Origin of the sequence: Bacteroides sp. AM32-11AC (genome assembly GCF_003603515.1) — a bacterium.
GTDB lineage: Bacteria > Bacteroidota > Bacteroidia > Bacteroidales > Bacteroidaceae > Bacteroides > Bacteroides uniformis.
Window position 1 is genome coordinate 102,686 of sequence record NZ_QTNH01000011.1, and the last position, 25,250, is coordinate 127,935.

At 40.5% G+C, this 25,250-nt stretch carries 25 protein-coding genes and 1 pseudogene; all 26 read right to left on the bottom strand.

Annotation, left to right across the window (positions count from 1 at the left end; all coding sequences use genetic code 11):
- Positions 1-9: 9 nt before the first annotated feature.
- The 26 genes and pseudogenes from DW800_RS13250 to DW800_RS13380 all read right to left on the bottom strand — a co-directional run bounded on the left by DW800_RS13250 (position 10) and on the right by DW800_RS13380 (position 25,237).
- A complete protein-coding gene (locus DW800_RS13250) occupies positions 10-753 on the bottom strand; it encodes an SDR family NAD(P)-dependent oxidoreductase (protein WP_057281226.1) in 744 nt (247 codons plus the stop codon).
- On the bottom strand, positions 750-1,397 hold the full coding sequence (locus DW800_RS13255) for an acetyltransferase (RefSeq protein ID WP_057281306.1): 648 nt from the start codon (positions 1,395-1,397) through the stop codon (positions 750-752). The genes DW800_RS13250 and DW800_RS13255 overlap by 4 nt, the downstream gene beginning before the upstream one ends.
- A gap of 14 nt (positions 1,398-1,411) precedes the next feature.
- Entirely contained in the window at positions 1,412-2,272 is an 861-nt protein-coding gene (locus tag DW800_RS13260) for a glycosyltransferase (RefSeq protein ID WP_057281227.1), read from the bottom strand.
- 11 nt (positions 2,273-2,283) lie between these two features.
- Positions 2,284-3,525: a hypothetical protein gene (locus DW800_RS13265; RefSeq protein WP_133303834.1), complete on the bottom strand. Its 1,242-nt coding sequence runs from the start codon at positions 3,523-3,525 to the stop codon at positions 2,284-2,286.
- 115 nt (positions 3,526-3,640) lie between these two features.
- On the bottom strand, positions 3,641-4,783 hold the full coding sequence (locus tag DW800_RS13270) for an O-antigen ligase family protein (protein ID WP_165859899.1): 1,143 nt from the start codon (positions 4,781-4,783) through the stop codon (positions 3,641-3,643).
- Positions 4,784-4,848: 65 nt separating this feature from the next.
- Positions 4,849-6,132 carry a glycosyltransferase gene (locus DW800_RS13275; RefSeq protein WP_057281230.1) on the bottom strand — a complete coding sequence of 428 codons (1,284 nt, stop codon included), beginning with the start codon at positions 6,130-6,132 and terminating at the stop codon, positions 4,849-4,851.
- A 42-nt stretch (positions 6,133-6,174) separates the two neighbouring features.
- Complete coding sequence (locus DW800_RS13280; RefSeq protein WP_133303835.1) at positions 6,175-7,431, bottom strand: lipopolysaccharide biosynthesis protein; 1,257 nt, start codon at positions 7,429-7,431, stop codon at positions 6,175-6,177.
- 37 nt (positions 7,432-7,468) lie between these two features.
- Positions 7,469-8,389, bottom strand: a complete 921-nt coding sequence (locus DW800_RS13285; protein ID WP_057281232.1) for a UDP-3-O-(3-hydroxymyristoyl)glucosamine N-acyltransferase — start codon at positions 8,387-8,389, stop codon at positions 7,469-7,471.
- A gap of 26 nt (positions 8,390-8,415) precedes the next feature.
- The gene (locus DW800_RS13290) at positions 8,416-9,453 is read right to left on the bottom strand and encodes a hypothetical protein (RefSeq protein ID WP_120046644.1); all 1,038 of its coding nucleotides are present in this window, start codon (positions 9,451-9,453) and stop codon (positions 8,416-8,418) included.
- A 299-nt stretch (positions 9,454-9,752) separates the two neighbouring features.
- Positions 9,753-10,445 carry a hypothetical protein gene (locus DW800_RS13295; protein ID WP_057281234.1) on the bottom strand — a complete coding sequence of 231 codons (693 nt, stop codon included), beginning with the start codon at positions 10,443-10,445 and terminating at the stop codon, positions 9,753-9,755.
- A gap of 5 nt (positions 10,446-10,450) precedes the next feature.
- A complete protein-coding gene (locus DW800_RS13300; RefSeq protein WP_057281235.1) occupies positions 10,451-11,509 on the bottom strand; it encodes a nucleotidyltransferase family protein in 1,059 nt (352 codons plus the stop codon).
- A 39-nt stretch (positions 11,510-11,548) separates the two neighbouring features.
- Complete coding sequence (locus DW800_RS13305; RefSeq protein ID WP_057281236.1) at positions 11,549-12,202, bottom strand: formyltransferase family protein; 654 nt, start codon at positions 12,200-12,202, stop codon at positions 11,549-11,551.
- A complete protein-coding gene (locus DW800_RS13310; RefSeq protein ID WP_192916924.1) occupies positions 12,199-12,951 on the bottom strand; it encodes a NeuD/PglB/VioB family sugar acetyltransferase in 753 nt (250 codons plus the stop codon). Before DW800_RS13310 ends, DW800_RS13305 begins: the two co-directional genes overlap by 4 nt.
- 103 nt (positions 12,952-13,054) lie before the next feature.
- Positions 13,055-13,822, bottom strand: coding sequence for an acetyl-CoA carboxylase biotin carboxylase subunit family protein (locus tag DW800_RS13315; RefSeq protein WP_057281238.1), 768 nt, complete (start codon positions 13,820-13,822; stop codon positions 13,055-13,057).
- Positions 13,809-14,264, bottom strand: coding sequence for a hypothetical protein (locus DW800_RS13320; RefSeq protein ID WP_133303836.1), 456 nt, complete (start codon positions 14,262-14,264; stop codon positions 13,809-13,811). Before DW800_RS13320 ends, DW800_RS13315 begins: the two co-directional genes overlap by 14 nt.
- Positions 14,265-14,350: 86 nt before the next feature.
- Positions 14,351-15,451, bottom strand: coding sequence for an ATP-grasp domain-containing protein (locus DW800_RS13325; protein ID WP_165859901.1), 1,101 nt, complete (start codon positions 15,449-15,451; stop codon positions 14,351-14,353).
- Positions 15,452-15,655: 204 nt separating this feature from the next.
- Positions 15,656-15,835 (bottom strand): GxxExxY protein, encoded by a 180-nt coding sequence (locus DW800_RS20135; protein WP_366245213.1) that lies wholly within the window; start codon positions 15,833-15,835, stop codon positions 15,656-15,658.
- A 17-nt stretch (positions 15,836-15,852) separates the two neighbouring features.
- The gene (locus DW800_RS13335; RefSeq protein ID WP_057281241.1) at positions 15,853-16,992 is read right to left on the bottom strand and encodes a DegT/DnrJ/EryC1/StrS family aminotransferase; all 1,140 of its coding nucleotides are present in this window, start codon (positions 16,990-16,992) and stop codon (positions 15,853-15,855) included.
- Between the two features lie 339 nt (positions 16,993-17,331).
- On the bottom strand, positions 17,332-17,868 hold the full coding sequence (locus DW800_RS13340) for an NUDIX hydrolase (protein WP_057281242.1): 537 nt from the start codon (positions 17,866-17,868) through the stop codon (positions 17,332-17,334).
- Positions 17,868-18,632 carry a hypothetical protein gene (locus DW800_RS13345; RefSeq protein ID WP_057281243.1) on the bottom strand — a complete coding sequence of 255 codons (765 nt, stop codon included), beginning with the start codon at positions 18,630-18,632 and terminating at the stop codon, positions 17,868-17,870. The genes DW800_RS13340 and DW800_RS13345 overlap by 1 nt, the downstream gene beginning before the upstream one ends.
- A gap of 78 nt (positions 18,633-18,710) precedes the next feature.
- A complete protein-coding gene (locus tag DW800_RS13350) occupies positions 18,711-19,919 on the bottom strand; it encodes a polysaccharide biosynthesis protein (RefSeq protein WP_057281307.1) in 1,209 nt (402 codons plus the stop codon).
- A gap of 255 nt (positions 19,920-20,174) precedes the next feature.
- Positions 20,175-21,086: pseudogene (locus DW800_RS13355) on the bottom strand (IS66 family transposase); the annotation flags it as partial.
- 316 nt (positions 21,087-21,402) lie between these two features.
- Entirely contained in the window at positions 21,403-22,578 is a 1,176-nt protein-coding gene (locus tag DW800_RS13365; protein ID WP_057281244.1) for a UDP-N-acetyl glucosamine 2-epimerase, read from the bottom strand.
- Position 22,579: 1 nt separating this feature from the next.
- A complete protein-coding gene (locus DW800_RS13370) occupies positions 22,580-23,776 on the bottom strand; it encodes a capsular polysaccharide biosynthesis protein CapF (protein ID WP_057281245.1) in 1,197 nt (398 codons plus the stop codon).
- A complete protein-coding gene (locus tag DW800_RS13375; protein ID WP_119958129.1) occupies positions 23,751-24,164 on the bottom strand; it encodes a WbuC family cupin fold metalloprotein in 414 nt (137 codons plus the stop codon). The genes DW800_RS13370 and DW800_RS13375 overlap by 26 nt, the downstream gene beginning before the upstream one ends.
- Positions 24,164-25,237, bottom strand: coding sequence for a polysaccharide biosynthesis protein (locus DW800_RS13380; protein WP_057281247.1), 1,074 nt, complete (start codon positions 25,235-25,237; stop codon positions 24,164-24,166). Before DW800_RS13380 ends, DW800_RS13375 begins: the two co-directional genes overlap by 1 nt.
- Positions 25,238-25,250 lie beyond the last annotated feature (13 nt).

The window sequence follows — 25,250 nt, forward strand, 5'->3', positions numbered from 1 at the left end:
ATCGATTATTTAAATTTGACCACCATCCACTGTCAGCACCTCGCCTGTAACAAACGAAGCTTCATCACTTGCCAAAAAAGCAACTGCAGTTGCAATCTCTTCCGGCTGGGCCATTCTCTTCAATGCAGTATGCGCAACAAATCTATCAAGGTCTTTCTGCTTTCTGTTATTGCCCATATCCGTATTCGTAAGGCTTGGCGCAACGGCATTCACTCTAATTCCGAATGGAGAAAGGTCTTTCGACATCGTTTTGGTTGAGCATATCAATGCGGCCTTACTTGAGGCGTATGCCATAGCACCGGCAATGGGGTTTATGCCCCTTACGGATGCAATATTTACAATAGAGCCTGATTTCTGCCGCATCATCAATCTGGATACAACCTGTATCAGATTAATCTGTGAGAAATAATTCACCTCAAAAACCTGCTTCAATTTATCCATTGAAGTCATCATTATGCTGCCTGAGAATGATATGCCAGCACAATTAACAAGAATATCAACATTTTTCTTCTCTGCCGCAATTGCCTTCACTGCATCCTTCACGCCTGCATAATCAGTCAATTCGAAACATACTGGTCTAATATATACTCCATATTGTGAGGCAAGCCCCTGCAACGCACTCTCAAACTCATCATTCTGAGTTCTTGCACATGCCCAAACATTGCATCCTTCCTGAGCAAATTTCTTAACTGTAGCCAAACCAATTCCTCGGTTTGCTCCAGTTATTATTGCATTCTTTCCTTTTAGTATCATACCTTATTAATTCTTGGAACCATACTTCTTGCAGGATTGCCACAGACAGTGGTACCAGCTTCGACATTACGAATGACAAAGCTTAGAGCACCAACGTGCGCACCTGATTCAACAATCACATGATGACTGATGACGGCAGATGTATGGATGTTAACATCATCTTTCACGACTATTCCACCCACGCACGTTACATGCGTATCAATTCTGTTGAAATCACCGATATGAGCATCATGTGCAATGATGGAATAGGACTGTATCATATTATAGTTGCCCACCACGGCATCATTACCAATAATAGTATATGCACCTATGAAGTTGCCTGTTCCAATCTTAGCATTCGTGAGCAATTTAGCAGACTTATGAATTAGGTTGATAAACTTACCACCACGATTGATGATAGACTCAAGACATGCCCTGCGTGATGCGCCTCCTATAGAGAATGTAAACACATCATCCTCCTTTGGCTGATAATCCTTTATTGTTCCCAGCACTGGGGGATAATTCTCAAAATCATCCAAAGCATTGAGATCATCATCAATGAATCCCTTTACTTCATAAACCTCACCATAGCCAACGCACTCCAGCGCATTACTATATATGGTGCGACCCATACCGCCGGCACCAATTATTATCAGTTTCTTTATTTTTCCATTAATTACTATTTCTTCCATTTGCTCGTAAATATCCACTTTTGTATTAACATTACGAAAATCTTTGCATAGCTCACATTAATAGGGAGCATTTTTAATCGACCAAAATTATCTGATAAGTGTGAATGCACTTTTTTAGGTGATAACAGTATATTTTCCACTACAGAAAATCTTGTTTGCGTTTTATTTATATATGACGTTACATTCTTACCGTGTTGCCTATATTTTATTAAAGGCTTATCCAAATAGGTTACCTTCCCAAACGCTGCACAAAGATATACCACAAATCTATCATGCTGCCCCCTTCTAAAGGGGAATTGCTTATTTTGAAGAGCATATCGCCTTGCCCCATTATTGAATATCATAGTACATCCTAAGGCTGCCTGTCGATAAACAGCATAGCGATACACATCTTTAGCATCTTCAGGATTACGATAGTTTGATTTCCACAAAGAATCATACAAATGATTTAACTGGCCATCAACGATTATTGCATCAGTAAAAGCACAACAAGGCATCTCTGCATGTCCGGTTTTATCTATTTCCTGAATTTTCTTAAGAGTTAACTCCACCTTTTCTGGTAGCCACACATCATCTTGATCACAATACATATAATAATCTGCCATCGCATGCTCCAAAAGCCACATAAAAGATTGGCCGACACCTAAATTATCACCATTCCGATCTACATGTTTTACCTTATCTGGAAATTTATTAACAAACGAATCAATGATTCCAATAGTTCCGTCGTTAGATCCATCATCCCTAATATATATAGTAAAATCTTGATATGTTTGGGAGAGCAACGAATCTATTTGTTTACCAATATAATCCGCTCCATTATATGCGGACAATAAAATTGCTATCATATAATTATACACTAAAATTCAATTAATCTTTTTAATAATCCTACTTGACTATCAATATTATTATCTGGGAACAAAACCTCGACTTCTTTAAAAGTCATTCTCTTTCCTTTCATTTCATGACAAAAATTCTCTATTTTTCTAACAGCATCTAAATCTCCATTTTTAATATTTAAGCCAAGTGGATATTTCTCTATCATATTAAATTGAGTATCTTCTGTAAAATAAAAATTTATGATTGGTTTTCCAGTCGACAACAACTCTAGCATTTTGCTTGGAGCTTGAAGAGTACTGACATTGCCAATATTAACAAGAACGTCGTATCCATATTTTAACATATCGATATATTTCGCTTTATCCACAAAATATTCTCTATGTATATTATCTTTAGCATATCGATTAATAATTTGCTCACATTCACCTTTTCGAACAAACAAATCTAAACTCACATCTTTAACCTTAGAAATGACAGACAAGAAAAATTCAGGATTTCTTATTTTCATATACAGAGTTCCCGCAAATATCAACTTGCATACTTTCGAATTCATAGAAGGATTACTAAATCCTTCCATCTGAGGATCTAACGTAAATTGTATTGGAAAAAGTTTATTTCGTTTTATTCGAAATGCCTTAGGGATATAAATAAACATCTCTGTCGTTACCATAACATAATCACAAACATTATAAATATCTTGTTCTTTTTTGAGATTTGCTCGTTTCCAAAGTCCCTTAAACAATTTGTATTTATAATAGATATAGTTTTCTGCATAAGGATCTGTTATGAAACATATCCATTTTATTGAAGGGTATTCCTTTTTAAACTTCAGCATTGCTAATTGATCATAAAAAGTATTTGACACAGCAATCACGACATCAATGCCTACGTTTTTATTGAGTTCTTTCAATTTTTCGTAATTTGCATTTATTTCCCACCTATTAGCATCAGGAAATGCATATTGTATTTGAAACAATCGGAATGCATTTATCAGAAGCAACAATAATTTTGAAAAAAATGTAAAACTATGATGTGTTATATTATACTTACATCTTGTTATTACAAGATGTCTTAGGCTACTGAAATATATTATGTTATATTTATCAGATTTAGGTTCTTTAATAGAATCATTTCTCGTTATGATATAAAAATTATAGCTCTCAGACAAAGAACTCACATATTTGTCAATACAAGTTGCAGGACCGCCCATGATTGGATAGTAATTCGAACACAACACTGCAACATTTTTTTTTACACTCATAATTAATCAATCATTTAATACAGAAAAAAACTTCATATTATTTGCAACTATCACCAATAAATCTTTATATCAATAACTTATAATAAACTTAGATTTTGTATGGTATGAAGTCATACTAAGCATTATTTAATCGAGAATCCAAAACCTCACAAAGTAATGGCAATATACAAAAAGTCAACATCCAATAATCAATACCAGCCATATTTTTAAAAGATCCAAAAATTACAAAAGAGAGAAAACCCAACGTATAATACGGTCGTATTGAAATAGACATAGAATTTTTACAATAAAAATAAAAAGTAATAATAAATGATACAAATAATAACATTCCCCAAATACCATAATATACCAACATATCTAAAAAATATGCGTGTCCTCCAATATTAGATTTTGAATTTCCAAATATCGGATTATCGAATATTGCATCTATAGTTAGATTATATTTATCAACTCGAGAGCCAAGGTCTCCTTCTGCTTCATTACCATCAATGACATCCTTGAGTTCAAGTACCCTTTGCTGTAAATCTTGATTGTCGGCTAACATATTACTACTATAGCCCAACATATCGCTGATTAACCCCGTTTGGAACAGAAAGGCGACAATCAACAGAGCTGCTATTATCCATTTAAAATTTATTCTTTTAGAAAACAGACAAAAAAAGAACATCACAAGACCTAAAACCAATGATGTTGTCACAGTACCTTCTATTTGAATAGCAAATATCAACAAGATTAACAATAATGGCAAAAAACGCACTTTTCCTTTTATATTTTTAAAAGCATAAGTAAGTATCGGAATCAAGACACAGACACCTTGAATTATATGGTAGTTAATCAGACCATACCTTGCCATTATTACAGTAAAAAAAGTATAATCAAAATTTAAATCTGTTGATTGGCTTCTCAAAGCCAGCGGATATTGCTGAAGTATAATACCTGTTGGAATGAATGCTATGCTAAAAGGGATAAGAAATATCAGAATAAAATATAATTTCTTATTATCATTAAAACTTTGTATAACAAAATACAGGATAACAGGTAAAAGAAATACATATAAAATACTAAAAATAGATTTTTCTCCATAAGCTCCAGCTATAGAAACATAAAATGAAAAAAACAAAAGAAAAACAAAAGATCTCTTCGAAGCAAGAACTTTAAAACACATTACTACCAATGCTAACATCGGTATCAATATTGTAATGCCTTTCAATGGTACATAGGCTTTGAAAATATCTACACTAGTAATTATCAAAGCCATACAACAAATCAAAAAAACCAAGCTCGTATAATATGTTAAGCTACTTTTCATATTTTCATCCTAATTTATACTATAAGATTAGAAGGTATTTTTGTACCATAATAATAATTACTGAAGGAAGCTTTGACTACGCTCAACAAATGTTGAGACCTTGGTGAAGAAGATAGATTCTTTTGAGCGTATTCATAAGCGCGTTTTACTTGCTTCTCCATTTCCATAGGGTTTTCATAGCAATAAAGCATTTCTTTTCCTAGTCGATCTCTATCACCTAAATCCGCATAACGAACATATTTTCCATTTTCTGAGAATAATTCATAATCTGAAGACAATTTATAAGTAACCACTGGTCTTTTAAGAAAAAGAGATTCTCTTACTGTTGAATTTACAGATGTTAGACCAGGTAAGACTGCTATAGCAGAAGAAGAGACCAAATTATAAACATCATAGGAACTTTCTTGAAGTCCTAAGAATATTATATTATTTTCAAGATGACTGTTTCTGATCAAATCATCAAGAGTATCCTTGTATTTTTTATCATATCCTCCAATAACGCACATTTTAACATTTGGATATTTTTGAGAAACACTAGCCAAACCTACTATAGCATCTTCTATACCTTTTTTTTGAGTCAATCGAACTGAGAAAAAAACGAAATCATAAAGAACATCCACTTTCCTCAAAACAGGCTCTTGAGTAGGAAAACTAATTTTAAGTAGTGGATTCTTATTATTGATAGCTTTAACCAATTCTGATTCATGTTCCGCATAGCAAATATAATCAGCCCTCGCAATTACGGTTCTTTCATAGGATTTTCGAAACTCTCCTCCTGCAAAATTAACATTCTTACGTAGAGAACTATTTAAAAATGTTTGCATTAAAACTAATACCGGAATGTTATCAAACTGCAACACGACAGGAGAATATTCCATATTCTCAGCGCCACTCAAACATATAAAATTAGGGTTAATCTTATTAACCACGTTTATAATATTATTTCTCACATGTTCATACATATCTTTTCTATACGATGATAAGAGCAACTTAGAATAATGAAGTAAAGAACTTTGATTATAGCCAACACAGTGATAATAAATATTTCTAAGTCTAAATTCACATAACTTCTTTTTTTGATAAGAATATGGAGCTATAACATGAACTTCAATGTTATTATCATTCTCAAATGCCTTTAAGAAAAGAGGAATCCATGGTCCATAGTCTATAACTTTTTTCTTTTCTTTTTTAAGAAGGGCAAGCAAAAAATTCTCAAAACGGAAATCTTTAATTGTTTGATGCCTCCTAATTTCTGCATTTGAGAATTTACATATAAATGCCAACTTTATTTTCTCCATTATCGTAACAATTATTACAGTAGCAATTCATGACTTAAAACGCTACAAATTAATATTTCTTGATGCTCTAATTTTATAAAAGAACGATAACATCAATAAAAATGAAAGCGATATCATCACAACACACTGCCCCCAGGCTCCGCCAGAGAATGACCAAAATTTAATCATTAAGTAATATATACCAACTGCGAGACCAGCACCCAATACCTTAACATAAAGAGTTTGCTTTGTAAATCCATAACCTATTACAATATTCTCAATAATAGAGAATACAGCAAAAAGGATGTTATAAACTGCAAAGATCCTAGCAAATGGATATGCATCGGCATATCTACCTGCTGTGAGCAAATCTATCAACAAAGGAGCAAAAATTATAAAAAGAAAATTAAAAATCGCTGTACTACCAACAATCATAAAACATATACCGAATAGCTTCTTATGTCTTTTCTCTGCAATCGACTGATAAAGGTCAGGAAGAAAAGTGCTACTAATTGTGTTAAAGAAGATGCTCATGTATGAAGCAATGGACAATCCCACACAATACAAACCGTAGGTATGCACATCGTGTATTTTTTCCAGAAATGATTTATCAATACCGGAAATGAAATACCATAGAAAAGAACCGAGGACTAATGGCCATGTAAATTTCAAACCTTTTTTCAGAATCTGCCTGTCTATCTCCCATTTGTTTAATGAATGAGCTATCGAATAAACAGCCACTATGCTCGAAGCTATCAATGCAGCCCATAACTTTCCTACAGCTCCATATTTATAATAAACCACCAGCAATAATGTTAATATCGTAGTGATAAGACATGCTACGATAGAAAAAACTGCAAACGGTCTTGCTTTTCTTCGTATCTTAAGTTTTGTCTTATAGAATGTACTAATATTCAAAACGTAAACTTCTACAAACGTTAAAACAGCATAGGGGTAAAAATCAAATTCAACATGAGATACTTGATGGAACACATAAAAAAAACATGTAAAAAGAATTAATGACCCGAGCCCCAACAACATAGAAGCTAAAAGAACCGTATCGCCCAATCTTTCTCTTTTCTCCTCTGGAGTAAAATAATACTGTCTGCTATAATATGAAAATAAGCAAAAGTGTAATATAGGATAGAGAAAAAGATTAAACGATGAATAGTATCCAATTATAGCATAATCAGCATGGGATAGGTTTGATGCATACAAAGGGTTAAGAACAATTCCGATAAATGCTACGAACAGAGATGCGCCCATATACCAAGATGCATTCTGAATATAAGCCCTAAACCTTTTGATATATTGATTCATCAAATTAAACAAAAAGCATATTAAATCCTGTTATAATCTAATGCTTTTCTAATTTTCTAGCAGGATTGCCCACCCAAACTTCATTAGCAGGAATATTTTTCACTGCTATAGCTCCCATTCCGACAGTGGCACCCTCGCCTATTTTTAAATAACCACGGAGGGAAGAGCTTGGCGCGACCCAAACATCATCCTCTATAATATTTCCGCCAGAGACATTAACTTCAGCAGCAATAATAACATTCTTGCCTATCACATTATTATGAGCAATATGGCATAAATTGTTTATTTTTGTATAATCACCTATCATGGTAGTTGACAGGGCACCACGATCAATGCAAGTGTTAGCACCTACTTCCACATAATTACCAATCTTTACATCTCCTATCTGAGGGAAGCGAAAACGGTTTCCATTTTTATCTCGTTCAAATCCAAAACCCTCACCACCAATAACAGCCCCTGACTTTATAACACAACCTCTTCCAATTTCAACATCATCATAAATGTGAACATTAGCTTCTATAATGCTATCATCCCCAATTACAGAGTTTTCTACAATACAATAAGGCCCTATACAAACATTCTTTCCAATTTTTGCAGAAGTACTTATTATAGCTGTAGGATGAATACCCGCTTTCGGACGCTTAGAAAAGAAGTGATTTCCTATTTGAGCTAATGCTATCTTAGGATTTTGCACATGAATTAATACTTTAGAAGCTTTGAACATAATGTCACTATATTCGACATCACTATCAACTAATACCACCCTTGCGCTAGAATTCTCTGCTATTTCTTGCTTATTTTCCTTTGATGGGTTTACCCAATCCAAAGTAGTAAGAGTTACATGTCTGGTATCAGCCAAGTTGTCAATATAAACATCATCGTTAATACCATCAATAGAAATAAGTTGGTCTTTTATGAGAGCTAATATCTCTATTAAACATACTTTAACTATCTTCATTTTATATCAATTAATTGATTATTTTTTCAAAACTTTCTTTTTATCGTTCTTATGAACTTATACAACCCATGAAAGTAAGCATTTACATAATGCACAAAGCATATGTAACTATTTTGCCATCGGCTTCGACCAAGAAAGGATTGCCTATACTCTGCCATCTCTGCATCAAATTCCTTATTTATTGAGATCTCTGCAGGATGTTTCAGCTCTATCAACTCAAATCGTGGTCTGTTGTGATATGCCTTATAAAAAGCGGAATTAACATCAACATTGTTGTTTGCACCTCCTGCAAGGCCGATGTTCGAGACCATATTGGTGTTAGGATAAATGCTGTATTTATCGTACTTGTGTACCAGATACAGCATTTGAACATCGTATGTGTTCTGCTGAATTCCTTTCTTAAGACTATCTACATAACTGTCAAACATCAGAAGATGCCCGTAGTACGACTTTTTGTTGGAAAAAGCTTCCTTAAATGATTTCTTATTCCGATACTTAGGATAGGAAGCCATATCGTACTCGTAAAGGTCATATACCCTTTTCCATGTTCCCATGGCGTATGTAGCGGCACATTGACGGGTAAAGAAGTACGAGGCTTCGCCACGCTTCATGCCGTAATTGACACCACCGATATAAGCTATCTTGTCATTATCCTTATAATCCTCTAACAGTTCCTGGCAATAGTAAAAGAACGAAACGGAAGGAACACCATCGTCCTCAACGAAAATCATTCTGTCTTCTTGCGAAAACAACCAATTCCAAGCGGCTATTCCAGCCCGTGAACACCCTAAGTTCTTCTCATGGATGAGATACTTTACATTGCAATCCCAATCCACGTTCTTCACTATCTGAATAACTTTTGCCTGATTTTCTTCATCATCTTTTCTGTTTACCCTCGGAGCATCCACTGCCACGTAGAGTTTCTTTGGTTTTGCCTCTCGTATGGCATTAAATGATTCCTGCGTGATTTCCGGTCTATTGAAGACCATATAGAGGACGGGGGTTGTTAATTCTTTGCGAGTCGCCCAACTGGGGATTTTTTTTTCGATATTTGCTGAATTCATTTTGAGAATTTTATTTTTGAATCTCAATCCAGCAAATATCAAATCAGCAGTCTAACTCTGCAAGAAATACCCCTTTACAAAGTTTCGCACCCGCAGTATCTGCCGGACAAAGATGTTTGGACTTTTTATATGTTTCCTGTAATGATATTCGTCGTATTTTAAATTTCTCTTTATTTCCTTTGGATGTACCTTGGCAACAAATTCCTCATCATACTTTCTGTAATGTGACTTGCTTTGACCTTTGGCATGAAGACCTACCACGCCAACATTTGAGGAAAGATGCACACGAGGAACAATACTCAAGCCACCATCACGCGACTTGATGTAACTCCAAACGTAATCCCATGTACCCCTCCCATTAAAACATTATGTTTCAAATAGTTACATAGTCTACATAGGCTTTTCTTTTCAAGTTTTGTCAAGTCTGTCCTTTCATTCAGACGAGCTACAGTATTATCAAAATCATTGACATACAGATTGAAATGATTCCATGCTCTGCGCCAAGTAGCCCACCCCCATATATGACCATAATTAGAGAAACAATAATCCTCATTGTTAGGGAGCGGCATAGGCGTCTGATTGTTGCTACTAATCATATAAACATTCTCAGCATCTTTGTAGAGATAGAGCATTTCCTGAGCGAACTTCAGGAACGAATAGGGAGCAATGATATCATCCTCAACGACAATGATATATTCATTCTCACTGAGAACCCAGCTGATTGCCTCACTCTCTGTGACTTCACAGCCTTTATTTCTTTCGTTGTAGCGGTAATGCTTCTCGCAAGGCCAGTCTATATCGTTCTCCATAACGGAGCGGACTTCCCTTATTACTGCATCTTCGCCCTCCTTGTCGGCTCTTGCGCCATCACAAGCAAAGTACATATTCTGAGGCTTTGACTCGCGTAGCTTCGCAATGCATTGCCTCAGTATGTCAGGGCGGTTGAATCCTATCACGAGGACAGGAACTACTATTGGTGTTTTCTTTTCCATATCTCTTACCACACTTTTATCATCTTCAAATATTCCGGCCACTCCCCCAAGTCCTTCCAGCTGTTCTCGCTCACTGGGAAGCAACCCACTCGGCCACCGCGGCCATGGACTTTCTCCATGAGGTCGGTGATGTGGTACTTCTCGCCGAAAGGGATCTCGTCGATGAGGTCGGGGTTCAGGATATACACGCCGGTATTGATCATATACGTCTGCTCGGGTTTCTCCCTCAGGGCAGTCATGAGGCCGTCCTCACCTGTCTCTATCACGCCGTAGGGGATGCGGATGCTCTTCACGGCGGTGACGATGGTGATGTCGTTGTGATTGCTACGGTGGTAGTCGTACACGTCGCGGTAGTCCTGGTCGATGACGATGTCGCAGTTGCTCACGAAGAAGGGAGTGTCGATGCTACCCTTGAGGAGGCTCACGCTGCCGATGGTGCCCAGGGGCTTGTCTTCCTTGAAGTAGGAGATGTCGTAGTGGTCGGGCAGGTTGTCGATGTAGTACTTGATGAGGTCGTACTTGTAGTTCACCGAGAGGTAGAACTTGCGGCAGCCTATGCCCATGAACTGGTCCATAATCTCCTCGAGGATGGTCTTCTCGCCTATGGGCACGAGGGGCTTGGGGATGACGTTGGTAATGGGGCGCAGACGTGTTCCCAGACCTCCCGCCATGATGACCACGGGGAGATCTATCTTCTCGCGTGCTGGCTCCTGCTCCTTCTCGGTGATGTCCTTCCAGAACACCACGTCCACGAGGCTTCCGTCCTCGCCCACCACGGGCATGCACTCCGCACGGAGACGCTGCATCTTGCCCTTGATGCTCTCCTGCGATTCACCGACCGAGGCATATATCTTGTTGGGATTGAAGATGCCCTGCACGGGGTCGGTGATGGGATAGCCCTTGATGATGGCACGCTGGATGTCCCCGATTGTCAGCAGGCTCAGGAACCTCTCCCCGTCCATCACGAAGAGATTCTTCACATGCGCCTTGTCCATCTGCGTCATCGCCGCCAAAAGAGACGCCGACGGAAGAATCGTTCTGTCTTGTATTTTATTTAAATTCATATATAAATTGCTTAGCATTATTACCACTTACAAATAATTCTAAAGAGTACTTGCCCAAAAGCTCTCATTTAATAATTTATCATCAAAATTTAATGAAGGAGAATACATAAATCCATCAGAAGAAGCCATACTATTCTTGATATCACATAGATTCATAATTGCCACAAGAATACTCTTACATGCTATTCTGAATACGTTTTTCTCTATTGATTCAATTTCTTCTGACCAGTCAACAGGCATTGCTCCTTGCGCAAGGATAGGGCCACCATCCAGTTCTGCTGTAACCAAATGACAAGTAGCTCCGATTATTCTACTTTGTTTCTCCTTCGCCATCTCAACAGTTTTGAAACCTATCACCCCCCCGAAAGATGGGAGGAGAGAATAATGAAGGTTAATGAAAGTAGCCTTGCAACATGTGAAAACCTCCTCAGGTAAAATCTTCGAGATATTGGTTATTACAATGTCGGGGTTAATACTACGAATATCCTCAACTACTTCTGGAATACGGCTACGCCATGGTTTAATAACTTTTGTCATCATACCGTTTGCATTTCCATAGTCCACTGCTCCACAATCTCTATCAGCTATTATACTTTTGATTTCATAAGGAGCATCTGCTATCTGTGAGTATCTATGCAGGAACTTCATCGTTCCCCCACCGCCAGAAGCCAATACAATTATTCTCTTTTTCATGCTGCCCTCCTTTCTGCGCAGAACGATAGGCAGCATAAAGCATTAACAGTTAGGAATTTACCCCCCCCCAATGTTAAATTATTTAACATATTATTATTCATATCATTACGAGTTTTATTTCTTGATTTTGCAGGATTGCCAAACACGGTGTCAAAGTCGGCAACGTCTTTTGTGACGACACTTCCCATGCCTACCGTGGCATCATGACCAATGGTAACATGGTCACGGATACTGCTGTTCAATCCTATGAAACTTCTTTCTCCAATGGTTACTTTCCCGGCCATGGCCGTTCTACCTGCTATGAAGCAGTGTTTGCCTATATGCGCCTCATGACTCAGCAATGCGGCAGGCATAATGGAAACATTGTCCTCGATGATGCAGTCCTTGCTGATGATGGCACATTCGGAAATCAATACATTCTGACCTATACGGGCAGAAGGGTTGATGACTGCTGTAGGATGGATGATTGTTGCCATAGGCACTTTACCCACGAAACGTTCATAGAGCTTCTGTTTCAAGTCGAAGCGTGCATATCCAATGCAGATGAATATCGCATCGAACACTCCATCCTTGAACATCGGCTCAACGTCATCGTCATTGCCAAGCACAGGAATGCCTGCTACAAGAGAACCTTTCGGTCTGTTGCCGTCGAACATTCCGACCACTTCTATCTCCGATTCTCGGCCAAGGTCTGCTACTTGCTCAGCAAAATCACCAGAGCCTATGAGGGCTGTTTTTGCCTCCCCCATTGATTTTCTTGAGCGTTGATACATAAGCATTTACAATCATTTAAAGTGCTTATTATGTCTAATATTCGTTCAGCAAAATAGCCGGAACCTATCAGAACAATTCTTAACATGTTTGTATTTCTATTAAATCCCAAATGCGACTCATCTCATCATTCATCTGGGACACATTATCAAATCTAATTACCATTCCTCCTAAACAATCAAGTCCAACATGGAATGAGTTCACTTGTTCTCCTTCTCGTTTAAAGATAGCTTTATAAACTACCTGTTTTTCTATACCATCATGATACCTTATTCCTGAGAAAGTTCCGCTTGTCATAGAATGAATGACGTATGAAGAAGCTACTCCTTCATGAGTCGGCTTGAGGAATTTTTTATATTCATCACCAACACAAGCACAGATAGAAGCAGATATCATATCTACTCCACAGGCATATTGCACAGTGTCAGGAATCAAATTGCCTCCATTTCTTGGGCCTACCTCCAAAATATGAACTCTGTCGTCTTCCCCGATGATATATTCAAAGTTAAAACCACCAAAAAGCATTCCCAGTTTGTCAAATATCAGCTGTATTTGCGACTGAGCATCTTTACGATATTTCTCTTCCTGAATAGATGGATAACTCAAGCCAATAGGAGCATAGGGATTACGTTCCATATTATGATGCTGATCCATCACCCCAAAGAAGGCAATTTTACCATCAGAGATAAAACCATCGCCATCAATTTGGAAGCCTCTTCTCTGAATAAAGTTCTCTATAATGCATGTATTAGTCTGAGAGTAACGTGTTGCATCCTCAACATCCTCAAATGCCTTATTGAACTCTTCATCACATGAAACTTTCGTTACTCCTTTACTACCCCACAGCATCTACAGGCTTTATCATCACAGGAAAGCCAATTTGATGCATATAGCCAAATGCCTGGTCTTTATCCTTTCTAGTAAATGACTGAGAATTAGGTGAAGGTAATCCTATTTTTCTGAGAAAAGAACAAAACAGGTGTTTCTTAGTCAATATCTCAACACTTTGTGATAGATTTGTTGGCAGATTCAGCTTCTCACAGACAATAGCGGCAGGAAGTGCCGCAACGTCTGAAGCATACGAGAGTAAGCCATCAGCTTTGCTGCATACTACAACTTTCATTATCTCATCGGCACTGGTAGTATCTATCTGATGAAACTCATCACAATAATCACGACCCATGCAATCGGCAAAAGAGTTAGCGCATATCACATAATAGCCTAATTCTTTCGCCCTGCGTATAGCAGACAACTGGAGAAAATTTCCTCCTAATATTAATCCCCTTTTCATAAAGCACTCCTCCATTAAGCAGCCATTGCAACAATGACCTCTGAGGTATAAGAGTGCCTATCTAAAGTTCTCTTAATTAAGGCCCCTCACGTTAAATTATTTAATATATCAACTTTCACTAACTTACGTACTATATTCCTTGCCTCTTCCATGCTCTCTATCGTCTGCTCTCTCCCTTCTGTCTGGAAGATGGCATAGCCATAGCGGTTGAGACTGCTGGTAATCCTGTTCACCTCGTCGCCGACGTGCTTGTCGAACTCCCATGCTTTGCAGCCTGGAATCTGGCCAAGACGGTCGATGTCGCCGATACTCTCTATCCTGCCCTCGGGGAGTTCGAAGAACACCACGCCGGAACTCTTCTGGAACTTCGGCAGGAACTCTTCATCGGCTATGGCCTCTCCCACACTCATACGAGCAAGGAGTCGCTCCATGTTGATGCCGGTGGAAAGGGGCACAAGGGTGGAGGTGATGAAGTCGCCGCCAAGACGAGGACTGGTCTCAATGACCACGATGCCACGGCTGCTGACCTTGAGCTCGGTGTGGGAACCACAGCCGTCGAAGTTCAAGCACCGGGCAATCTTGCCGATGATGGTGCGTATCTCGCTGCGCTGCTCCTCGGTGAAGTCGGCAGGCTGGATATGGCCAAGCTCCACATTGTAAGGGAACGTGGTGGTCTGCTTCTGGGTGAACTGCAGCACATGAGTCTCGTCATGGTAGTGAAGGCTCTCGATGCTGTACTCAGGACCATCGATGAACTCCTCTACAAGGACATTGCCCTTTTTGGTGTACTGCATGGCCTCGGTCATGGCCTCACACACTTGAGCTTCGTTCTCGCAATAGATAACGCCACGGCTGCCTGAGTTGTCGCGAGGCTTGACTATCACGGGATAATTCCAGCCCTCACTCTCGAACTCCTCAATGCAACCCACAAGCCTGCCCTTGGCATGGGGCACTCCACCCAGCTCAAACCGCTGCTTCATCAGGAGCTTGTCGGTACTCCACTTGGCGGTGTCAACGCTGTAGAAAGGCAGCAGCAACGCCTCGGCCACACGTGCCATCATGACTAGTGGCTTGTCGGTAGCTGCGCACACGACTCCGCTGACAGCATATTTCTTTGCCACGGCGAGTGAGCCCTCAAAGTCATCTCCAGCGACAACCTCGAAGGCATCCACCTCATCTCGCAACAAAGCGTCATCAGTGATATCCATCCCGACAACATACAGACCAAGACTCTTGCACTGCTCAATGAGCGATTTCTGCAAGAATCCCAATCCAAAGACTAAAATACTCTTCTTCATCTTACCTTTTCTCTACAGATTTAGACAGATTCAACAGATTTGTTTTCATCCGGGTGTTCTGTAGCATTTTTCTCTACAGGCTGAACAGATTTATCAGATTTCTTTGTTCAAGAGATCAAAGTTTACGAAGCGTTCTTTTTGAATTGACGAGCAACGGAAGTTTACCAATAATCCAACTAACTTCTTTGCAGCATACATATAATTGATACACTGCTCTTTGTTGTCATCGTCCATTTCTGAAACAGCTTTTATAAGAATTGAAATCTGTTTAATCTGTTAAATCTGTAGCGTTACTTTATTGTGTCCAACGCATCCGCGTATGTCTTGCAGATGAACTCCACCTGCTCCATGGTGAGGGCGGCATACATCGGAAGAGTAATCTCGTGGTCGCTGACGTACTCGGTCTGCGGAAGCTGTGCGCCCCACTCCTTATACACCGAGAAGCGGTGGATGGTGGGATAGTGGATACTGGTCTGGATGCCTTGCTCGTGCAGGTAGTCGCGGATGGCATCGCGCTGCTCACGGGTTCTGTTCAGGAGCACCGTGGGGAAGATATAGTTGCTGGTGAACTCGTTGCAGTCGGCGAAGGGAACCACCATGTCCTTCACCTTGGAAAGGAGCTCCACATAACGCTGGCGCACTTTGGCACGTACCTCCAGGTCACCGGGGAGCTTCTTGAGCTGCTCAATGGCAATGCTGGCACGGATGTCGTCCAGACGAAAGTTGTAGCCCAGCGCCACGATGTCGTAGGCTGTGGCATGACCGCTGGCACGCTGATAGCTCATGGTGGTCATGCCATGTGAACGGAGCAGACGAGCCTTCTTGGCCATCTCCTCGTTGTTACTGATGAACATGCCGCCCTCGCCGGTGGAGATGTTCTTGTTGCTGAAAAACGAGAAAGCTGCGCAGTCACCTATGGTGCCGAGCTTCTTGCCCTTATACTCGCTCAGAGGCCCATGGCAGGCATCCTCAATCACCTTGAGGTTATGCTCCTTCGCGATGGCCATGATTTCGTCCATACGCGCAGGGAATCCAGCCATGTGAACCACCACGATAGCCTTGGTCTTGGGAGTAATCTTACGACGGATGTCCTCCGGGTCGATATTTATATGCTCCGGGCCAACGATGTCGGCAAACACAGGAGTGCCGCCGGCATAACGCACGCAGTTGGCACTTGCCGCAAAGGTAAGGCTCGGCACAATGACCTCGTCGCCGGGGCCAATGCCGCACACCAGACAGCACAGGTGCAGCGCATCCGTGCAGTTGCTCATGCTCACCGCATAGTTAACGTGGAACATGTCCACGAACATCTTCTCCAACTGTTCATTCTTTGGCCCCGTGCTGATCCAGCCGGATTTGATGGTATCATACGCAGCCTGAGCCTCACGCTCATCGAAATTGAGATTAAATAATGGAATTTGATATGCCATTTTCTTATAAATTTAATAATTGTTTGCTCTTGCGCCACTAATAACGCGAATAACTCGAATGGCTCTAATCGCCACAGATAACCCAGATATTTTTTTCTCTACAGATTGAACGGATTAAACAGATTTCTTTTTGAACCACAGATGACACGGATTACACAGATTTAACAAACACAAAATGAAACTAATCTAAACAAATTGCTCATTAATAATTTGCTCCGATTTGCTAAGATTTGTGTTTTTATTTAATCACCACGAATTGCACGAATGGACACGAATTAATTTCTTAATCTGTGAAATCTGTGGTTGTTTATATTCGTGTTATTAGCGTTATTCGTGGAGTTAATCATTTTCTGAGAAGTAGCGCCAAAGCGGGGCGGCCATGATGCCCTCAATAATTTGATGGTCTTGAAGCATCTGCCTGACTTCATCCTTGGTCTTCAGATGAACTGCAATAGATTCTGTGGGCTCCTGGTCCGGCTCTGACAGTTTCTTCACTCCTTCGGCGAGGAAAGTATGGCAGAGGTTGTTCATCGTGTTAGGGTTGGGAGCATAAACATCATATTCCGTCCATTCGCCGCCAACATAGCCGGTCTCTTCCTTCAGTTCACGCTTTGCGGCATCCAGGGGCTGTTCACCCTCTTCGCAGCAGCCGGCGGGGATTTCGGAACATATCTGGTCTATGCCGTGGCGATACTGCTGCTCGATGATAATGTGGCCTTCTTCCGTGATGGCGATGACATTCACCCACGTGGGATATTCCACCACATAGAAGTCGGGGATATCAATGCCAAGGTCGGTAAGGACACGGTCTTTACGGACAGTGAGGAAAGATTCCCGAGAAAGGTACTCACTGGATAAGGTGCGCCACTTCTTCATCAGTCCTCGTCGTCATCGGGACAGAGCATGCCCTTTGAATGGAGCCCGTTCACCTGACCTGCAATGAGCCGCTCGGCATGGTTACGCATAGCCTTGCTGAAACGCTTGCGGGGCGAAAGGGGTTCATCTGCCCAATTGGCATCGTGGGTGAGCACCTGCAGGTGCTGTACCTCCGGGTCTTGCAGCACTTCCTCCAGACGGTCGAAACGCCAGTAGCCAAGGGAGTCTCCGCAATAGTTATAATGCTCCTTGAAATAGGAGGAATAAACGTTTATGAGGCCACCGTAGCGATATTCCAGGCAGCTCTGTGTGAAGGGCGTAGTGTTGTGGAACGAGAAGGTGTCAAGCTCTACTCCCAGCGTCTTTTCCAGATACTCGCGGTCAAGCATGATGAAGCCATTGAGCTGCACCTCGTCGGTGATGCCCCAGTAGCGGCAGTCGAAGTGAAGGCCGCAGTGATGGCCCAGTGCTTCGATGTCGTGGAACACCTTGGTGTAGTGCTGGTCGAAGAGGTTGTAGTAGCCGCTGTGGAGCTGGAAGAAATAGGTGGCCTGTACGCCTTCCTCATGCTCTATCTGCGCCATCTTTAGAGCCAGATCCGGCTCAAACTCCACATCGTGCCGCCAAATGATATCCTTGCGTTCAGCCTTGAAATCATCCTTGTGCAGGATAAACTCAAAGCCCTGCGCCTTCGCCAGTTGAATAAGTTTCCTATAGTTCGTGAAGGTAAAATCGTCGAACTTGTATTTTTCTCTGTTGGTCATAATCTATCTTTCTTTTCGCTACAGATTGATCAGATTCCTCAGATTCAATAATCCGTTTAATCTGATCAATCTGTAATGTTACATTTTTTGATCAAGGTTCTTACCTTTCTCTTCATGTTCGAAGTTGGGGATGAACTCCTTGATGGCAGCTACTATTTCTTCCTTGGTGAAGGTTGGCTCATGGAAAATCTTCTCTACCTTGTCAAACCAGGCATCAACTTCGGCCATGGGGCGGCGCTTGGATTCCTCTATCACGCCCAATGCACTGAATCTATCCATATCCAGTTTCTCACCGGGGATAAAGAATTCTTCGTAGGCCTTCTCGCCAGTAGTATCTGACTTAAAATAAACGACAGGGTAATCCTTGCTGTCGTAGGGCATTTCTGAAGCATACTTCTTGGCATCCTCATCCTTGGAGAATTCCTTCTTGGCTAATCCATGAGCCTTAACGTAGTCGTCGCAGATGGCAGAAAAGGTGAGCATCTGCTTCTCGCCCAATTTCGGGAAGAATACTTCTCTTGAATTGCCGAGAATACAAGCCAACATACAAATCTGACCACTTTCCTCGGGACTTACAAAGTAACGTTTCACATCATTTGGGGCAGGCAACGGCTGCTTACTTTCCATCCTATGCTGCCATCCGTCAGGAAGGCTGCCATTACTGAAAGCTACATTTGCAAATCTTGCTGTGGTTACGGGGAATTTCTGGCTATAAGCCATGACCAAATCCTCCATGATACGCTTGCTGGCTCCCATGATATTTACAGGGTTTGCAGCCTTGTCTGTCGATACACAGAAGAAATGCTTGGGAGGATAAATGCTAAGCAAGTCCATCAGCTTCTTGGCCTTAATATCGTTATTCTCTATCAGAGCCTGAACGCTATATTTATCTTTTTCACTGCGAACATGCTTATGAGCTGAGAAATTGGCTACGATGTCGAAGCCTTTCTCCTCGCGGAATATCCTTTCAAAAATAGGATCTGCAAAGTTCAATGTATAGAGACGGAATTCCTCCGGGACATACATTCCGTAGGTGCTGCGCAGGTCTCTTGTGAGCTCTGCCAGTCCGTTTTCATTCAGGTCTATCACTATGAGCTTCGATGGCTTGAAGGGCAGCACGGCTCTGATAAAGCTACTACCAATGGAACCGGCTCCGCCTATCACACACACGCTCTTACCCTGAATCTCGGCCGTGAGCTTCTCTCTATTTGCCTCAATATCGTTGAGGAACATCGACTGTGACCGCTTGGTCACATGGTCGGATATGAATTTATTTTTTATAAACATCTTCTTGTTTTGAATTAACAGGAGGCCCTTCCCTGCAAAAAGAATAAGGTTCAATACAGATTATTACTCCTATATAGTTTATCACTCTGATTCTTCATAATTAAAGTATTTTATCGTATTCACCAGTTTAGCGTTCTTTATAAAGAGAACTTGGGTAAGCACTCAATTTGTAAGCACTCAATTTAGGGCATCCCCCTTTGTTAGGGCACTTTTCAGTGCCCTAAACCGAATTTTGTTAATTAATTAGTTTTGAATTTAACATTGGCTGGTAGCCAAAGTGATTTTGTCAGGAACCATATTAACATAATCTCTGCACCCGTTAAAGATGTTTTTGAAAAAAGTTCCGATGAAGTTCCAGATAGAACTGCCATGAAGCTTTACCGTTCCTATTACACTGTGATAAGTTGCAGCCATCTCAGCACCGGCATCACTGCCATAATGAAGTGAATTGTTACGTTGAGTAGTCAGCTTTCGAATAGTTCGCTCAGCAAGATTATTGTCTATCGGCAGTTCACCGTCATCCAAGTAAGCGAATATCTCTTTCCAGAACCGGTTCAGATAATTAAGAGCTTCTGTGTAATACCGGCTTCTAAATGCTGGATCCTTTGACAGTTCACTGTCCAACAGGCTGCGCAATTCTATCAGGAGTTCCTTCGTTTCCAAACTTTGCCTTTCCCGCAAACTTTCTTCCGGAGTAAGCCCGGCATCATCATAAATATGTTCTTTCGAAAAGAATCTCTTTAGAAGGGTTGAAAAACGTCCGGCTACCGGTTCACCACCTTGATTACCTGCCTTGACGAACTTGTTTTTTGCATGGGACATACAAACTTGATGCACGGTATCCTTAAACTGGGCTGACTTCAACTCATCGCCGATAAATACATAGGCAGTGTATCCGTCAGACATGATACTCTTCAATTCCGCATCACCCAAGAAGTCTATAAGTAACTCATGACCGCGAGAGCCATTCGCATAGAAGAAAATGGCTGTTTTCTGAGCCTTGTTGACCAGCACCCCAATATAGCACTTCTTATAGTGGTCATATTTGCGCACCTTGCACCAGGTCTCATCGCAGTTCACTATCGAGTCATTTTCCAGGGCAATGGACTTCAATACACAGACCAACCCGTCCAGGTATTTCTTGCCCTTCTCAAGCCAGTTACGCAGCCAGCAATCCGGATTTCAACTACTTTTCTGCGAGTATCCTTGAACCATTTCTGAAAGATGTTATAAGGAACCTTGTGCTTAACACAAAAAGATTGGAGAGATTCTCCATGAGGCAAAGCATCCGTCTGGTACTGAAAGTAAAATCTTTCAAGTTCTTCACTGCTATACATTATTCTACAAATTTGGTTGGCAGCGAAGATAGAACCTTCAATCAATAGCCATTTTTTGACTGCTTACAAAAAAAATATTAATTTGTATGATTTTCATAAGCAATCATATCTTTACTAAAATTATTTACCCAACAAGTAAACAATATCTACTTTCTCCAAACCATTTTATCTATCACACCCGTATAAGATTGGATGAGTTTTACGATTATATTACTTACATTTTCGCCTACATATACATCAACAGGAGTACCATAATCACCATTTGTATCCATAGAAAGTGCAATATCAACAGCCTGCAGAAGACTCTTTTCGTCAATACCAGCAAGAATGAACCCCGCATTGTCAAGTGATTCTGGACGCTCTGTAGAAGTACGAATACATACGGCAGGAAATGGATGTCCTATTGATGTAAAAAAACTAGATTCCTCGGGAAGCGTACCTGAATCTGAGATAACAACAGCAGCATTCATCTGGAGACAATTGTAGTCGTGAAAACCGAGAGGGTCGTGTCGAATCACGCGCGAATCAAGTGAAAAACCAGTTTCTTCAAGACGTTTACGACTGCGAGGATGACAGCTATAAAGAATAGGCATATCGTATTTCTTGGCAATGGCATTAATGGCATTAAACAAAGAAAGAAAGTTCTTCTCAGTATCAATATTCTCTTCGCGATGTGCAGACAACAGAATGTATTTACCCCTCTCAAGTCCCAAGCGTTGATGAATATCACTAGTTTCAATCTCAACCAAATTTTCATGAAGTACCTCTGCCATAGGTGAACCACTAACATAAGTACGTTCTTTAGGCAAGCCACAGTCAGCAAGATAACGCCGAGCATGTTCGGAATAACAGATGTTCACGTCAGAAATGATATCGACAATACGACGATTAGTTTCTTCGGGCAAACATTCATCTTTACAGCGATTACCAGCTTCCATGTGGAAAATAGGAACATGAAGACGTTTAGCTGGAATAGCCGAGAGGCAAGAGTTAGTATCCCCCAAAATGAGCAAAGCATCAGGTTTGATTTCGACCATTAGCTTGTAAGAGCAACTAATAATATTACCTACTGTTGATCCAAGATCATCGCCCACCGCGTCCATATATACCTCTGGATCGGCAAGTTTGAGATCTTTAAAAAACACCCCATTAAGGTTGTAATCGTAGTTCTGCCCTGTATGAGCAAGGATAACATCGAAATATTTACGACACTTATTAATAGTAGCCGCAAGACGAATAATCTCTGGACGTGTACCTACAATAATAAGAAGTTTGAGTTTACCATTATCTGTAAACTGAATGTCACTATAATCTATTTTCATTTTATACGGGATCAAAATATGTATCGGGATGATTAGAATCAAAAACCTCATTACACCACATTAGTGTGACAAGTTCATCAGTTTCTGAAAGGTTAACAATGTTATGAGTATAACCGGGAATCATTTCTACTACTTGAATTTTATCGCTAGAAACTTCAAATTTCAGAATTTCTTCTGAGCCTTCTTTACGAAGTTGAATCAAACCACGTCCCTTGACCACCACAAATTTCTCATTTTTAGTATGATGCCAATGTTGACCTTTGGTAACTCCCGGTTTTGAAATGTTAACCGACATCTGACCTGCTGAACCCGTGCGAATAATTTCGGTAAATGAACCACGATCATCTACATTCATCTTCAAATCATATATCATTTTTTCTTTAGGCAAATAGCTTAAATAGGTAGAATACAATTTCTTCTCAAATCCATTCGGAGTAAGATTCGGTATTTCCAAAGTTTTGGGCATCTCTTTGAAGCGATTAAGCATCTCGACAATTTCACCTAATGTAACCTTATAACGTACCGGAACGGCACAATAACGCCCCTTCTCGTCTAGTACAGTTTCTCCTCCATCAAATTCACAGTGATGCTCCTGACCACCAAGTGCAGCAATCATCTCTTCAACAAGATCATCAATATACAGCAACTCTAATTGCATCAATGGATCATTCACTTGAATAGGTAAATCATTTGCTATATTATGACAAAAAGTAGCAACAGCAGAATTATAATTGGGACAACACCATTTACCAAACAGATTTGGAAAACGATAAACGAGTACCTTGGCTTTGTGTTGTGCTCCATACGCAAAAAAAAGTTTCTCGCCTGCTAACTTGCTTCTGCCATAATCACTTTGAGCATACCGACCAATCAACGTTGCTTGAATAGAACTAGAAAGCATTACGGGGCAGGTGTTGCCATATTTCTTTAAAGTATCAAGCAGAGTAGAAGCAAAACCGAAATTACCCTCCATAAACTCTTTCTCATCCTTGGGACGATTGACACCAGCCAAATTAAACACAAAGTCAACTTCGCGACAATACCGTTCAAGTTCCTCGTGTGTAGAATCAATGTCATATTCAAATACTTCATCAATTTTTACAGCATAATTCCGCGCTTTTCCCGTTTTAATATTATTTAGTTGCGCACAAAGGTTCTTACCAACAAATCCTTTAGCACCTGTTACCAATATTTTCATATATTATGTTTTCAGTAGAAATAGGTTCGTATGTACCATCCTTGGCCTCAAAAATCACAGTTCCTGATTCAAGAACCTCTATTCGATGCCAAACTCCAGCTGAAATTTGGATTCCCACACAATCAGAATTAGATTTAAGCAAAAAACGCTCTTTTTCTTTTCCGCTATCATCATAAAATATCTCTTCCGCAGCACCACGAAGTATCAAACATATTTTAGAAGTTTTAAGATGACGATGTATTGGAAGTTGTGTCCCAGGTTCTAAAGCATTAAGCATGCGTCGCGATTGAACACAATCGGAATTACGCAGATCGTAATTTACTCTCAGTATAGATGATTTTACTGCTTCATACGACAAATCATCAAACAGTTTCTTAGTAATAATCATTATTCACTACGAATTTCTCGTTTGGTATCTGTCTCAATCATACCCAAATCTGCTTGAACAAAACGTAAACGCATCAATTGCTCCTTCATACCCTCAATATCCAAACGTACTGTATTATGACTATGATAGTCTTCAATCTTAGAAACTTTCTCATTACCTTCAGTAAAGAACTTATCATAGTTGAGATCACGAGTATCGCAAGGAATACGGTAGTAATCACCCATATCGATGGCCCTCGCCATTTCCTCACGAGTAACGAGCGTTTCATACAACTTCTCACCATGACGTGTTCCAATTACCTTTACCTCTGTCTCACCATATTTAGGGTCAATTTTAGCGTAGGTCTGCTTAAGTGCTTCAGCAAGTACATCGAGCGTAGCTGCCGGAGCCTTTTGTACAAACAAGTCTCCATTTTTACCGTGGGTAAATGCATAAATCACAAGATCAACAGCATCATCTAAAGTCATCATAAAACGAGTCATTTCTGGGTCAGTGATAGTAATGGGCTTACCCTCCATCATCTGCTCCACCCATAGCGGAATTACCGATCCTCGTGATGCCATCACGTTGCCGTAGCGTGTGCAGCATATTGTGGTCTTTGCATCCTCGCCCAGTTCGCGCCCCTTGGCAATAGCAACTTTCTCCATCAAAGCCTTAGAGATACCCATAGCGTTAATCGGGTACGCAGCCTTGTCAGTTGACAATACCACTACGCTTTTCACACCATGCTCAATGGCTGAACATAGAACGTTTTCCGTTCCGATGACATTCGTCCTTGTTGCCTCCAAAGGGAAAAATTCACACGACGGTACCTGCTTGAGTGCAGCAGCCGAAAAAACATAATCCACACCGCCCATTGCTATATCGACCGATAACTTATCACGCACATTGCCGATATAGAACTTCACCTTTGGATTTTGCAAATGGTGACGCATATCATCCTGTTTCTTCTCATCTCGGCTAAAAATGCGAATTTCTTTTATATCGCTATTGAGGAAACGTCGCAACACAGCATTTCCAAACGATCCGGTGCCACCCGTAATCAGCAACACTTTATCTTTAAATACTGACATAATATATAGTTTT